Origin of the sequence: Streptomyces sp. NRRL S-378, assembly GCF_000720645.1 — a bacterium.
Lineage (GTDB): Bacteria > Actinomycetota > Actinomycetes > Streptomycetales > Streptomycetaceae > Streptomyces.
Window position 1 is genome coordinate 177,169 of sequence record NZ_JOBX01000011.1, and the last position, 14,034, is coordinate 191,202.

The 14,034-nt window shown below is 72.4% G+C and carries 11 protein-coding genes; 5 read left to right on the forward strand and 6 right to left on the reverse strand.

Going from position 1 to position 14,034, the window contains the following annotated elements:
* Position 1 precedes the first annotated feature (1 nt).
* The 4 genes from IH80_RS0110850 to IH80_RS0110865 form a co-directional block, all read right to left on the reverse strand.
* Entirely contained in the window at positions 2-1,393 is a 1,392-nt protein-coding gene (locus tag IH80_RS0110850) for a glutamate decarboxylase (protein ID WP_030959605.1), read from the reverse strand.
* Between the two features lie 26 nt (positions 1,394-1,419).
* A complete protein-coding gene (locus IH80_RS0110855; protein ID WP_051809104.1) occupies positions 1,420-2,760 on the reverse strand; it encodes a hypothetical protein in 1,341 nt (446 codons plus the stop codon).
* A gap of 5 nt (positions 2,761-2,765) precedes the next feature.
* Positions 2,766-3,458, reverse strand: a complete 693-nt coding sequence (locus IH80_RS0110860) for an ArsR/SmtB family transcription factor (RefSeq protein WP_030959608.1) — start codon at positions 3,456-3,458, stop codon at positions 2,766-2,768.
* A 95-nt stretch (positions 3,459-3,553) separates the two neighbouring features.
* Entirely contained in the window at positions 3,554-4,282 is a 729-nt protein-coding gene (locus IH80_RS0110865; protein ID WP_030959609.1) for a TioE family transcriptional regulator, read from the reverse strand.
* Positions 4,283-4,340: 58 nt separating this feature from the next.
* On the opposite strand from IH80_RS0110865, the gene IH80_RS0110870 reads away from it, so the two are divergent.
* From IH80_RS0110870 to melC2, 3 genes are all read left to right on the forward strand, one after another.
* The gene (locus tag IH80_RS0110870) at positions 4,341-5,570 is read left to right on the forward strand and encodes an erythromycin esterase family protein (RefSeq protein WP_030959610.1); all 1,230 of its coding nucleotides are present in this window, start codon (positions 4,341-4,343) and stop codon (positions 5,568-5,570) included.
* A 220-nt stretch (positions 5,571-5,790) separates the two neighbouring features.
* The gene (melC1, locus tag IH80_RS0110875) at positions 5,791-6,180 is read left to right on the forward strand and encodes an apotyrosinase chaperone MelC1 (RefSeq protein ID WP_030959612.1); all 390 of its coding nucleotides are present in this window, start codon (positions 5,791-5,793) and stop codon (positions 6,178-6,180) included.
* Entirely contained in the window at positions 6,177-7,025 is an 849-nt protein-coding gene (gene melC2, locus IH80_RS0110880; RefSeq protein ID WP_030959613.1) for a tyrosinase MelC2, read from the forward strand. Before melC1 ends, melC2 begins: the two co-directional genes overlap by 4 nt.
* Here melC2 and IH80_RS0110885 read toward each other — a convergent pair.
* Both IH80_RS0110885 and IH80_RS46860 read right to left on the reverse strand, forming a co-directional pair.
* Complete coding sequence (locus tag IH80_RS0110885) at positions 6,980-7,684, reverse strand: response regulator (RefSeq protein ID WP_030959614.1); 705 nt, start codon at positions 7,682-7,684, stop codon at positions 6,980-6,982. The genes melC2 and IH80_RS0110885 overlap by 46 nt on opposite strands.
* Positions 7,681-9,309, reverse strand: a complete 1,629-nt coding sequence (locus IH80_RS46860; RefSeq protein WP_030959616.1) for a sensor histidine kinase — start codon at positions 9,307-9,309, stop codon at positions 7,681-7,683. The genes IH80_RS0110885 and IH80_RS46860 overlap by 4 nt, the downstream gene beginning before the upstream one ends.
* A 105-nt stretch (positions 9,310-9,414) precedes the next feature.
* Here IH80_RS46860 and IH80_RS0110895 point away from each other — a divergent pair, with 105 nt between their 5' ends.
* Together IH80_RS0110895 and IH80_RS0110900 are read left to right on the forward strand one after the other, a co-directional pair.
* Positions 9,415-10,821 carry a cation:dicarboxylate symporter family transporter gene (locus tag IH80_RS0110895; protein ID WP_078906427.1) on the forward strand — a complete coding sequence of 469 codons (1,407 nt, stop codon included), beginning with the start codon at positions 9,415-9,417 and terminating at the stop codon, positions 10,819-10,821.
* A gap of 278 nt (positions 10,822-11,099) precedes the next feature.
* Positions 11,100-12,893, forward strand: a complete 1,794-nt coding sequence (locus tag IH80_RS0110900; protein WP_051809073.1) for a S8 family peptidase — start codon at positions 11,100-11,102, stop codon at positions 12,891-12,893.
* Positions 12,894-14,034 lie beyond the last annotated feature (1,141 nt).

Below are 14,034 nucleotides of genomic sequence, written 5' to 3' on the forward strand. Positions count from 1 at the left end.
GCTAGTGGTGGAAACCGGACCGGGGCGCGGCGGCCGGTGCGGCCGGGGGCGAGGCCGTCAGGTGTTCCACGGCGCGGCGCAGGTCCTCGACGAGCAGGGCGATCTGGTCGCGGGTCACGCCGTGGCGGACCAGGACGCGCTGGATGACGGTGTCGTCGCGGTCCGCGGGAAGCGGGTACGAGGGCACCTGCCAGCCGCGCATCCGCAGCCGGTCGGAGAGGTCGTAGAGGGTGAAGGGGGACGCGTCCGGGTCGGTGAGCGTGTAGGAGACGGCGGGCAGGGCGCCCTTGCCGTCGTACAGGAGGGTGAAGGGGCCCATGTCGGCGATCTGCCCCGCCAGGTACTGGGCGGTGTCGGCGCAGGCCTGCTGGACCCGGGTGTAGCCGCCCCGGCCGAGGCGCAGGAACAGGTAGTACTGGGCGACGATCTCACCGCCGGGGCGGGAGAAGTTGAGGGCGAAGGTCGGCATGTCGCCGCCCAGATAGTCCACCTTGAAGACGAGTTCGTCGGGGAGCATGTCGGGGGAGCGCCAGATGATCCAGCCGACGCCGAGGGGCGCGAGTCCGTACTTGTGACCGGAGGTGTTGACGGAGGCGACGCGCGGCAGCCGGAAGTCCCACACGACGTCGGGGTGGAGGAAGGGCGCGACGAAGCCGCCGCTCGCGCCGTCGACGTGGATGGGGATGTCCCAGCCGTGCTCGGCCTGGATCCGGTCGAGTTCGGCGGCGAGTTCGGCGACGGGCTCGTAGTCGCAGGTGTAGGTGACACCGAGGATGGCGACGACACCGATGGTGTTCTCGTCGACGTACTGGGCGAGCTGGTGGGGCTGCAGGCCGGTGGCACCGGGCTCCAGCGGGACCTGGCGCAGCTCGACGTCGAAGTAGCGGGCGAACTTGTCCCAGCAGATCTGGACCGGTCCGCAGACCAGGTTCGGGCGGTCGGTGGGGAGCCCCGCGGCGCGGCGGCGTTCGCGCCAGCGCCATTTGAGGGCGAGGCCGCCGAGCATGGCGGCCTCGCTGGAGCCCGTGGTGGAGCATCCGGTCGCGGTGGTGCCGGCGGGGGCGTTCCACAGGTCGGCCAGGATGTTGACGCACCGGGACTCGATCTCGGCGGTCTGCGGGTACTCGTCCTTGTCGATCATGTTCTTGTCGAGACAGACGTTCATCAGGCGGTGCACGCCATCGTCCGACCAGGTGGTGCAGAACGTCGCGAGGTTCTGGGCGGCGTTGCCGTCGAGCAGGAGCTCGTTGCGGAGGAGCTCGTAGACGACCTCGGTGGGCGAGTGGTCCTCCGGAATCCGGTACTTGGGGAGGATCTGGCCGCTCAACGTGGACGCGAACACGTCCGTATCGGCGTCCTGGCGGGATACGTCCTTCGTCTCATGCAGAGCCATAGCGGGACTATAAGTGACGAAGTGCCTTATCTATCGACAGAATGGACATCGGCGCGGGGTGCGGCCCGCAGGTCGTCGGCGGGCGGAGCCGCCGGGTGCCGCCGACCGCCGCGGCCCGACCACAGCAGGGCCGCCGCCAGCAGGGCACTCCCTCCGAGCAGCCAGGGCAGCGGGCCCGGCGGGAGGAGGCCCGCGATCGCACCGGTGAGGGCTGCCGACAGTTGCAGGGCGAGGGACTGCACGGACAGGGCCGTGGCCCGCCCCGATCCTTCGACACGGCGGTGCAGCAGCTCGCCCTCGTTCGGGCCCGCCGCACCGAGGCCGAGGTAGACCAGCCCGAAGCCGGCGGCCGCGAGGACCGCCGGGCCCGCCCCGGTGGACGCCGCGGTGGCGGCCAGCAGGAACAGGCCGCCCGCTCCGGCGCAGAGGCTCACCAGGACGGCGCGCTCCCCGCTGCCGGCCAACGCGGCGGTTCGGGGCGCGAGATGGCTGCCGACGGCGGAACACGCGAAGCCGGCACAGGCGAGCAGGGCGAAGAGCACCGCGCCGGACTCCGGAGCACCCGTCAGGGCCGCCGTACGGCCGGGTGTGAGCAGTTCGACCACGGACAGCGCGCTGCCGGCGCCCGCCGCGCCGAGGAGGACCCGCCGGACCAGCTGGTCGCGCCCGCCGAGGCGCAGCCCGCCCGACACGGTGGCCGGGATGCCCCGGAGCACCCGGCGCAGGGTGGTCGGCGGCCGGGCCGGCTCGGTCAGGGCGGCCAGGGCGTGGGCGACGAAGACGATTTCGACCGCCGCGCCCAGCAGCAGCGGGACGGCGAGGGGCAGCACCAGCCCGGAGGTCGCCGCGCTCAGCCGGGCGCCGAGGTCCGGCCCGAGTCCGAGCAGCCAGGGCAGGGCGCCGCCCAGCAGGGTGCCGCTGGCGAGCGCGGCGGACTTCGCGGAGGAGCCGCGGGCCAGGCCGGTGCGCAGTTCGGCGCCGGGACCGGCCGACGCCTGCACGGTGTCGACGTACCAGGCCTCGGCCGGCCCGCTGGACAGGGCGCGGCCCGCCCCCATCAGCACCATGCCGAGTCCGAGCTGCCAGGGGGCGGTACCCAGGCCCACGAGGGTGAGGGCGGCCAGATTGGCGACGCCGGCGGCCGCCAGGACGCCGCGTCGCCCGAGGGCGTCGGACAGCCCTCCGGTGGGCAGTTCCAGCGCGACGACGGTGAGGGAGTGGGCGGCGAAGCAGCCGGCGACGGCCGCCGGCGTCAGGCCTCGCTCGGTGAGCAGCAGGATCAGGGGGGCGATCGTCAGCCCCAGCGGCAGCCAGAACAGGACGCAGACGGTGACGTAGCGTCGGCGTGCGGCGGACGGGGCCGGCATCGTGGTCACGAGGCGTCCCCGGCGACTCCGCCCGGGGCGGACCCGGCATCCCCCGCGGCTCCGCCCGGGGCGGACCCGGCATCCCCCGCGGCTCCGCCCGGGGCGGACCCGGTCTCGCGCAGCGCCAGCGGCAGGCCGGCGGTGAGGACTACGACCTGCACCGCGCGCGGGTCGCCCGCGTCACGCGCGGCCAGTTCCCGCAGGCGCCCGCTGAAGGATTCCCACAGTTCGGTGAGGGACTCGGGGGTGAGCCGGGGCATCCGGTCGCTGATCCCGGAGGGCTCCACCCATTCCCGGCCGAGCCGGCCGTCGGCCATGTCGGCCTCGTGCCGGACGAGTGACTCCTCCAGGTGCTGGATCTGCACCCTGCGGGAGAGGGTGACGTACGCGCGGCTGCCCGGTGTGGCCTCCATGGCCCGGTTGCTCCAGGAGGTCAGGGCGTGCACCGCCCGCCAGCGGCGCTCCCGCCCGTCGCGGTGCTCGGCCTCGGCGACGAACGCGTACTTCGCCAGGACCCTCAGGTGGTAGCTGGTGGAGGCGGACGACTCCCCCGTCCTGACCGCCAGTTCGCTGGCGGTTGCGGGGCCGTCCTGCCGGAGCATCCCGAGCAGCCTGATGCGCAGGGGGTGGGTGAGGGCCTTGAGCGCCGCCGCGTCCTGTTCGGGATCGAGTACGCGCTTTTGATCTTCGCTGGACATGAGGGGGAGGGTAGGGCGGCCCGCACGCTCTCCAAAAGTATCTTTGCAGAAGTTTTTTGGGAAAGTTCGCGCGGTGCGCGACGGCCGCCGGGCCGTCACCTGCGGGCGTGAAGGTACGCCTCCAGCCCGGCCGCGCCGGTGAGCAGGGCGCGGCCGCGGGAGGACAGGCGGTCGCGCCAGGTGTGCAGGGCCGCCTCCAGGGGTTCCAGTCCGCCGGCGGCGCGGACCTCCGTGAGCAGCGGGGCGATCTGTTCCAGCAGGTAGCCGCCCCGCCTGAGCTGATGGGTCAGGTGCGCGTCCCGTGCAGCCGCCCCGTCGTAGACGCGGTAGCCGGTCACCGGGTCGCGGCGCGGGTGGACGAGTCCGGCCCGTTCCCACCCCCGCAGGGTCGCGGGACGGATTCCCAGCCGGTCCGCGAGGGGCCCGATGAACAGGTCGCCGGGGGCGGACGCGAAGGCGGGCGTCTGCCGGACGGGCGCCAGGTCACGGAGGGCGTCCTCCACGGCCCGGAGGGTCCGCCGGTCCTCGAGCAGCTGCGCGTGGCTCTCGTCGATGAGGCGGAACGCCTCCTCGGCCGCACCCTCGTTCACCGCCCGCATGATCGACGCCGCCGTCCGGTGGCCGTGGCCGGGCACAAGGGCGAGGAAGGCGTCCAGCGCGTGCGCGTGGAGCGGGGTGTAGGTGCGGTGGCCGTGGGGTGTGCGGTCGGCGGGCGGCAGGATGCCCGCCTCCTCGTAGTTCCTGACGGCTTGGGTGGACAGGCCGTGCCCGCGCGCCAGGTCGACCGGCCTCAGCCGCTTACCGGTTTTAAGGTTTTGCCCCATCCACCCCACGATATCGCGCGAAAGTTTCAACCGGGGCTTCAACGATAGCGTTGAAGGCATGGCTACTGACATCACGAACGCCGTCCATGCCGTCGAGGCCGCCGCCGTCATGGGCCTGCTCCCGGCCCGGCCGCGGGTGCTCGCACTGGGGGAACCCACCCACGGCGAGGACGCGCTGCTCGACGTGCGCAACGAACTCTTCCGGCAACTCGTCGAGGAGGAGGGCTACCGGACGATCGCGATCGAGAGCGACTGCCTGATGGGGCTGCTCGTCGACGCCCACGTCACCTCCGGCCGCGGCAGCCTCGACGAGGTCATGGAGCACGGGTTCAGCCACGGCTTCGGCGCGTCCGAGGCCAACCGTGAACTCGTGCGCTGGATGCGGGCGTACAACGAGGGCCGGCCCGCGGCCGACCGGCTCCGCTTCGCCGGGGTCGACGGCCCGCTGGAGATGACCGGAGCCGCGAGCCCCCGGCAGGCCCTCACTGCACTCCACGCCTACCTCGCACCCCACGTCGACGACGACCTGCTCCCCTGCACCGCGCACGCCCTCGACGGCCTGCTCGGCGCCGACGACCGGTGGAGCGAACCGGCCGCGATGACGGACCCGTCCGCCTCGACGGGCCGGTCCGCCGAGGCCGGGGAACTGCGGCTGCTCGCCGACGACCTCGTGGCGCTGCTCGACGCGCGGACGCCGCACCTGATCGCGGCGACCTCGCGGGAGGAGTGGGAGCTGGCCCGCCTGCACGGGCGGACCGCCACCGGTCTGCTGCGCTACCACTTCTGGATGGCCGACGCCTCGCCCGGCCGCATGGCCCGGCTGCTCGGCCAGCGGGACCTGATGATGGCCGAGAACCTCCTCGCCCTCGCCGAACGCGGCCCCACCCTGGTCCACGCCCACAACAGCCACCTCCAGCGGGCGAGGAGCTCGATGCGGATGGGCGGCCTGCCGCTGGAGTGGTGGAGCGCCGGGTCGATCGCGAGCGCCCGCCTCGGCGAGGAGTACGCCTTCTTCGCCACGACCCTGGGCACGATCCGGCACCGGGGTGTCGAAGCCCCGCAGCCGGGCACGCTGGAAGGACTGCTGTACGCGCTTGCGGACGACCTCTGCGTCGTCGACTCCCTGGGCCTCGGCGCCGCGCTCACCGACTCGTTCACCGCACCCCGCGCGTCCGCCTGGTTCGGCTACTTCCCGTTCGAGCCGGCCCACTTGGCGGTGACCGACGGGCTCGTGTTCATCAAAGACGTCCCACAGGGTCGGACCCCGTCCACCTGGCCGCCGAGCTGACGTTCTGCTTCCGGCCGACTCTGCAGTGTGACACTGTTCATACGACCCCCGCCCGCCAGAAGAAATTACGGCCCAGTAGACTCAAACCCGCAGATCTTCCCGTTCGGACCTCAGGAGCCGGCCCGAACGGGAAGATCATCCAACTTGTTCTACCGGCAACTTATCCGCTGATGTCCGGATACCGGTCAAGCCCCGTGCGAGCGCTGATACCTCTTCGGGCATGAACAAGATCACCCGCCGTCAGGCTCTGGGGACAACTGCCGGTGCACTCACCGTCCTCGGCCTGACCGCCGCAGCAACGAGCGTCGCCACAAGCGCCGCCGCGACCCCCGCCGCGCCCACACCCCCGGGCACGGTCGACGAGGTCTACCAGGGCCGTCGCATCCAGATCACCACGGGCGGAGGAGGCCACCACGGCGGCCACCACTCACCCGGTCAACCCACCGTCCGCATAGACGGCAGAGAACTCCACATCATGCAGAACGCCGACGGCAGCTGGATCAGCGTGATCAACCACTACGAGACCTTCACCGAGCCCAAGCTGCTCGCCCGTGCCGCCGTCCGCGACCTCCAGGGCGCTCCCCTCGTCCCCTTCGGAGGTGTGGCATGACCGTCCGCAAGAACCAGGCCACCCTGACCGCCGACGAGAAGCGCGCCTTCACCTCGGCCCTGCTGGAGCTCAAGCGCAACGGCAGTTACGACCGCTTCGTCACCACCCACAACGGCTTCATCATGAGCGACACCGACTCGGGCGACCGCGTCGGCCACCGCTCCCCCTCCTTCCTGCCGTGGCACCGCCGCTTCCTGCTGGAATTCGAGGCTGCGCTGCAGAAGGTCGACGCGAGCGTCGCGCTCCCCTACTGGGACTGGACCGTCGACCGCACCACCCGCGCCTCCCTCTGGGCCCCCGACTTCCTGGGCGGCAGCGGGCGGGCCCGGGACGGACAGGTCATCGACGGCCCCTTCGCCTACTCCACCGGCCGTTGGAACATCGACGTGCGCGTGGACGGGCGCCCGTACCTGCGGCGCGCGCTCGGAGCGGGCGTCGCGCAGCTGCCGACCCGCGCCGAGGTGGACTCCGTACTGGCCATGCCGGTCTACGACATGGCCCCCTGGAACAGCTCCTCCAACGGCTTCCGCAACCACCTGGAGGGCTGGCGCGGGGCCAACCTGCACAACCGGGTGCACGTATGGGTCGGCGGGCAGATGTCCACCGGGGTCTCCCCCAACGACCCGGTCTTCTGGATGCACCACGCCTTCATCGACAAGCTGTGGGCGGACTGGCAGGCCAAGCACCCGCAGTCCACGTACCTGCCGGCCGCCGGCACGACGAACGTGGTGGACCTGAACGACACCATGCGGCCGTGGAACGACGTGACCCCGGCGGACATGCTCGACCACCGCAAGTTCTACACCTTCGACACCGAACCGGCAGCCGCCGCCAGCCACCGGTAGTGCAGTTCGGGGCGGCCGACCTGGCCGTACCGGGGGGTCCGGTCCGCGCGGCCGGTGTCCACCAGGTGCTCCAGGTAACGGCGGGCGGTGATCCGGGAGATGCCGGCCGCTTCGGCCGCCCCCGCCGCGGTCAGCCCTTCGGGCGCGGCCCGCAGCAGGGCGGCGACCCGGTCCAGGGTCGGCGCGCTCAGCCCCTTGGGGAGCTCGGCCGGGCGGGGGGCGCGCAGGGCGGCCATCGCCCGGTCCACGTCGTCCTGGCCGGCCGCCTCGCCCGCCGCCTGGCGGAACTCGGCGTAGCGCAGCAGCCGTTCGCGCAGGGTCGGGAAGGCGAAGGGCTTCAGGACGTACTGGACCACCCCGAGGGAAACGCTCTCGCGGACCACGGCCAGGTCCCGGGCGGACGTCACCACGATCACGTCGACCGGATGCCCGGCAGCGCGCAGCCCGCGTGCGAACCGCAGGCCGTGCCCGTCGGGCAGGCCGAGGTCGAGCAGCAGCAGGTCGACCCGGGTGCGCTCCAGCACCCGGGTGGCCTCGGCCAGCGAGTGGACGGCGCCGACGGCGGTGAAGCCGGGCACCCGGTCGACGTAGAGCGCGTGCGCGTCGGCGGCGACCTGGTCGTCCTCGACCACGAGCACGCGCACCTCGGCGCCGCTCATCGCGGGCCTCCTGCGGCCGGGGCCCGCTCCGCCGCCCGCTCGGGCGCCGCGGGCAGCCGTACGGTGAACTCCGCGCCGCCGCCGGGTCCCTGTGAGGCGGCCACCGCGCCGCCGTAGCGCTGTGCGACCTGCCGGACGAGTGCGAGGCCCAGGCCGCGGCCCTCCCCCTTGCCGGACCAGCCCCGGCGGAACACGTCCACCCCCTCGGGCAGTCCGGGTCCGTTGTCGGCGACCCGCAGCAGCAACCCCTCGCGCTCGGGGCGCAGGGTGACCGCGATCCGCGCGCCCGGCACGGCCGTCACCGCGTCGACGGCGTTGTCTATGAGGTTGCCGAGGACCGTGACGAGATCGCGGGCCGGCGGCAGTCCTGCCAGGTCGGCGAGACTGCGGCTGTCGGCGGTGACGACGAGTTCGATGCCCCGCTCGTGCGCCTGGGCGGCCTTGCCCAGCAGCAGCGCGACCAGTACCGGCTCGCCCACGGCGGTGACCACCTCGTCGGTGAGGGCCTGGGCCAGTTCCAGCTCGGCGGTGGCGAACTCCACCGCCTCCTGAGCGCGGCCGAGCTCGATGAGGGAGACCACGGTGTGCAGCCGGTTGGCCGCCTCGTGGGCCTGGGAGCGCAGCGCCTGGGTGAAGCCCCGCTCGTGGTCCAGCTCACCGGTCAGCGCCTGCAGTTCCGTGTGGTCGCGCAGGGTGACCACGGTGCCGCGGCGGCCGCCGCCGGCGACCGGCGAGCTGTTGACCACGAGCACCCTGTCCGCCGTCAGGTGCACCTCGTCCACCCGGGGCCGGTCGGCCAGCAGTACGCCGGTGAGGGGGGCCGGCAGCCCGAGGTCCGCCGCCCCGGTGCCGGTGACGTCCGCCGGCAGGCCCAGCAGCTCGCGGCCCGCGTCGTTGATCAGGGTGATCCGCCGCTGCCCGTCGAGCATGAGCAGCCCCTCGCGCACGCCGTGCAGGGCCGCCTGGTGGTAGTCGTACATCGCGCTGAGCTCGGCCGCGTTCATGCCGTGAGTGTGGCGGCGCAGCCGCGCGTTGACGACGTACGTGCCGGCACCGCCGAGGGCGAGCGCGCCTCCCGCGACCCAGATGAGGGCCGAGAGCTGCGCGCCGAGCCGGTCGCTGATGGCGCGGACGGTGATCCCCGCGCTCACCAGGCCCACGATCCGGCCGCCGTCCTCCAGCGGGGTGACCACGCGGATGGAGGGGCCGAGGGTGCCGGTGTAGGTCTCGCTGAAGGTCTCTCCGCGCAGGGCCGGGGCGGTGTTGCCCATGAAGGGCTCACCGATCCGGCGGGGGTCGGGATGGGTCCAGCGCCTGCCGTCCGGAGCCATGATCGTCACGAAGTCGACCCCGGAGTCCACGCGGACCTTCTGCGCGTAGGGCTGGAGCTCGACCGACGGATCGCTCCCGCGCGCCGCTCCCCGTACCGCCTCCCGCACGGAGGGCGAGTCGGCCACGGCCCGCGCCACCGCGCCGGCCTGGCGCCTGGCGGCCTCCTCGGCCTGGCCCCGGGCGGTGGCATAGGCGAAGACGGCGCAGCCGGCGACGACCACGGCCACCAGCAGGACCTGCATGGCGAAGAGCTGGCCGGCGAGGCTGCGCGGCGGACGGGGGAAGCGGAACATGGCGCTCAGTGTGCACCGGGTCGTGAACTCAATGAACGCAAGGGTGACCGGGGTCACAGCCCTGGGTGATGGTCTCCCCGGACGACTTCACCACCAGGAGGCATCGTGGCCGCCAAGCGCGACAGAACGCACTATCTCTACATCGCGGTGATCGCCGCGGTGCTGCTCGGCATCGGGGTCGGGTTCGCCGCCCCCGGCGTGGCCGTGGAGCTCAAACCGCTGGGCACGGGCTTCGTGAACCTCATCAAGATGATGATCTCGCCCGTGATCTTCTGCACGATCGTGCTGGGCATCGGCTCCGTGCGCAAGGCCGCCAAGGTGGGCGCCGTGGGCGGGCTGGCCCTCGGCTACTTCATGGTCATGTCCACGGTGGCGCTGGCCATCGGCCTGCTGGTCGGCAACCTCCTGGAGCCGGGCAGCGGGCTGCAGCTGACCGAGGCGGCACGCAGCGCGGGCGAGGCGCAGGCCAAGGCGGGCGGGGCCGAGAGCACCCCGGAGTTCCTGCTGGGGATCATCCCGACCACGATGGTCTCCGCCTTCACCGGCGGTGAGGTGCTCCAGACGCTGCTGGTGGCCCTGCTGTGCGGGTTCGCGCTGCAGGCCATGGGTGCGGCGGGCGAACCGGTGCTGCGGGGTATCGGACACGTGCAGAAGCTGGTGTTCCGGGTCCTCGCGATGATCATGTGGGCGGCTCCCGTGGGTGCCTTCGGGGCGATCGCGGCGGTGGTCGGGGCGACCGGCATCGACGCGCTGAAGTCCCTCGCCGTCATCATGATCGGCTTCTACACCACCTGTCTGCTCTTCGTCTTCCTGGTGCTGGGCACCCTGCTGCGCGTCTGCACGGGCGTCAGCATCTTCGCCCTGCTGCGCTATCTGGGCCGGGAGTTCCTGCTGATCCTCTCGACCTCCTCGTCGGAGTCGGCGCTGCCGCGGCTGATCGCGAAGATGGAACACCTGGGCGTCTCGCGGCCGGTCACCGGCATCACGGTGCCGACCGGGTACTCCTTCAACCTGGACGGGACCGCGATCTACCTGACGATGGCCTCGCTGTTCGTCGCCGAGGCGATGGGCACGCCGCTGGCCCTGGGCGAGCAGATCTCGCTGCTCCTGTTCATGGTCATCGCCTCGAAGGGTGCGGCCGGGGTGACCGGCGCGGGCCTGGCCACCCTCGCCGGCGGCCTCCAGTCGCACCGGCCGGAACTGGTCGACGGCGTCGGTCTCATCGTGGGCATCGACCGGTTCATGAGCGAGGCCCGGGCCCTGACGAACTTCGCGGGCAACGCGGTCGCCACGGTGCTCATCGGGACGTGGACGAAGGAGTTCGACCGCGACCGGGCCGCGGAAGTCCTCGCGGGACGCGTCCCGTTCGACGAGAAGACGCTGGTCGACGACGGACACGGGACGGAGCCGGCCGAAGCGGACACGGCCGCGCCCACCGCTGGGACCACCGGTGCGGACACGGCCGGCGTGCCGGTCCCGGCGCACAACCCCAAGGACGGCGTACCGGCCTAGCACCCTCCTCCGGCCGGTCCGCCCGTACGGGGCCGGCCGGGCAGGGCTCGCCCCCACGGTGCCCAGCCCGGCCGGCCGCCACATTCTCCGCACTTGCACCCATAGTCGGTATTGGGCCACCGATAAACGAACCCCCGTGCTGTAAAAGGTACTTCCGTAACCGGCCGCGTGCATGACATCTTGCGTCCACCACTTGTTTCGTACGACCCGGCCTGACCACCGGGTCAACGGAGGACGCATTGATACCCCACATATCCAGCCGACCTCGACGTGCCCTCGTGCTGGCCGCCACGCTCGGCGCGGCACTCGCCTTCGGGGCCCCCGCCGCGCTCGCCGGCACCGCCCCGGTCTCTCCGTCCGGCTCCACGGCCTCCGCTCCCGCGGCGGCGCCGCAGGCCGCGGCCCCTGCTTCCCAGAGTGCGACCTGGGTTGCCGGCACCCGCGCCTACCTCGTGATCACCGCCCCCGGTGACACCACGGCGGTCCGCAACGCGGTCACCGCCAACGGGGGAACGGTCTTCCAGTACTACGACGCGATCGGCGTCATCACCGCCCACTCCGCGTCCGCCTCCTTCGCCGCCACCATGCGCGGCGTCAGCGGGGTCCAGCAGGTCGGCGCCACCCGCACCTCCGACGTGCCGGCGGACGCCTACAACCCGGCGCTGCCCGCCAACCCGGCGCAGTCCACGACGCCTTCGGGCGAGCCGGTCCGCGCCGACATGACCCAGATCAAGGCCGACCAGGCCTGGGCGGTCACCACCGGTTCCGCGTCCGTCAAGGTCGGCATCCTGGACACCGGTGTGGACGACCAGCACCAGGACCTGGCCCCGAACTTCAACGCCGCGGACTCGGCGTCCTGCGCGTACGGCAAGCCGGACACCCGTACGGGCGCCTGGCGCGACGTCGGCACCCACGGCACGCACGTGGCCGGTACGGTCGCCGCCGCCAAGAACGGCAAGGGCGTCATCGGCGTGGCCCCCGGCGTGAAGATCTCCTCGGTGCGCATCGCCGAGCCGAACTCCTCGCTGTTCTTCGCCGAGAACACCATCTGCGGCTTCATGTGGGCCGGTGACCACGGCTTCAAGGTCACCAACAACAGCTACTACACGGACCCGTGGCAGTTCAACTGCCCGGACAACGCCGACCAGGCCGCGATCATCGAGGGCGTCAAGCGCGCCCAGGAGTACGCGGAGGGCAAGGGCTCGCTGCAGGTCGCGGCGGCCGGCAACTCCAACCTCGACCTGGCCAACAAGACGACCGACACCGAGAGCCCCAACGACTCGACGCCGGTCACCCGCACCATCACCAACGCCTGCCTGGACATCCCGACCGAGCTCCCGGGCGTGGTCACGGTCTCGGCGATGGGCACCACCGCGAAGGCCTCGTACTCCAACTACGGCCTGAACGTCGTCGACGTCACGGCTCCCGGCGGAGACGCCACCGGCATCTACAGCACCCTGCCGGGCGGCAAGTACGGCTCCATGAGCGGCACCTCGATGGCCTCGCCGCACGTCGCCGGTGTGGCGGCGCTGCTGGTCAGCACCAACCCGGGCATCACCCCGGCGCAGCTGCGCGACAAGCTGGCCACCCAGGCCAACGACGTCGCCTGCCCGTCGGACAGCCGCTGCAAGGGCACCACGGCGAAGAACGGGTTCTTCGGCGAGGGCCAGGTCGACGCCCTCAAGGCGGTCGGCAGCACCCCGCCGCCCGGGAAGTTCTTCGAGAACACCGCGGACGTCGCCATCGGTGACAACACCACCGTGGAGAGCCCGCTCACCGTCAGCGGGGTGACCGGCAACGCCCCGGCCACCCTCAAGGTCGGCGTGAACGTCGTCCACACCTACATCGGTGACCTCAAGGTCGACCTGATCGCGCCGGACGGCTCCGTCTACACGGTCCACAACCGCTCCGGCGGCAGCACCGACAACATCAACCAGGTCTACACCGTCAACGCCTCCTCCGAGGTCGCCAACGGCACCTGGAAGCTCCGGGTCAACGACAACGCCGGCGGCGACACGTACTCCCGCCGCGTGCGAAGCAGTTCGTACATCTGCCGCGGCTGCCCCGGGTAGAACTGCTCGAAGTCGTAGTCGAGGACCAGCGTCGGGGCCTTGATCCTCCCGACCACCTTCGTGATGTCGAGGCCGATGGCCACCTGGGCCGGTGTCCAGAGGTCCGTGAGGACCTTGCCCTCGCGCGCCTGGCGCAGCGCCTGCCGGTCGAAGATCTCGAAACGCTTCTTGACGGTGAACGCCAGTTGCGGGGTCAGCTCCGGGACGACCTCCTCGTTCCACACCCGGTTGGTCTCCGCCTTGTCGGGCGTGACGATGGCGCGGAGCTCCTCGTCGAAGCCCAGCCAGGGGCTGAGGCAGCCGGGCATCGCCGCGACGGCGGCGAGCCGGTGCTCGAAGGCGGCGGCACGCGGGGCGAGGTTGCCGCCCATGCTGAGGCCGGTGAGGGCGATGCGGTCGCCGTCGACGTCCTCGCGCCGGAGCAGCCAGTCGACGATCGGACGGACCACCGTCTCCCAGCGGGTGGTGAAGGGGATCTCCTCCACGAACAGCAACTGCCCCTGGCCGGGGCCGTCGTAGACGAGCGCGTTCCAGCCCCGGTCGAGGGCCGCGGACACCCCGTAGGTCCACATGTCGACGTTCTGCCCGTCACTGCCGTTGGTGAGGATGACGGTGGGGCGCCGCTCGGCGGGACCGTCCGGGCGGAAGAACCAGAGCGGGAGACGGGTCCTGCCCCACGGGACGGTCGCCGTGACGGCGGCGGGCGTGCAGAGGCGCGCGAAGGTGTCCCAGGCGTCGCGTCCCGCCCGGTAGACCGCCTCCTCGTCCGCCGGCCGGTCGGTGCCGAGCACGTAGAACAGCGCCTGGGCGTAGTACTGGGCCGCGCGCAGCGAGCGGAAGCGGCGGGTCTGCGACGGCGTCCCGCGGCCGTCCCGCCCGGCCGCCGGGGGCGCGGCCAGCCGGTCGCCCCAGGACCGGAAGGTGTCGGTGTACGTCTGCTCGGAGAGACCGGCCGCGTTGATCGTGTTGACCGCGGTCAGCACCTCGCCGACCTCGGAGGCGCGCATGCCGGCGGCGCCGAGCGCGAGCAGGCCCGCGAAGTTGAAGCCGGGATCGGGGAAGAGCCGCATCGCGCCAGGCGCCGGATCCGAGGCCGTCGCGGACGGCGCTGACGGTGCGGGGGCGGCCCCCGCGGTGCGGG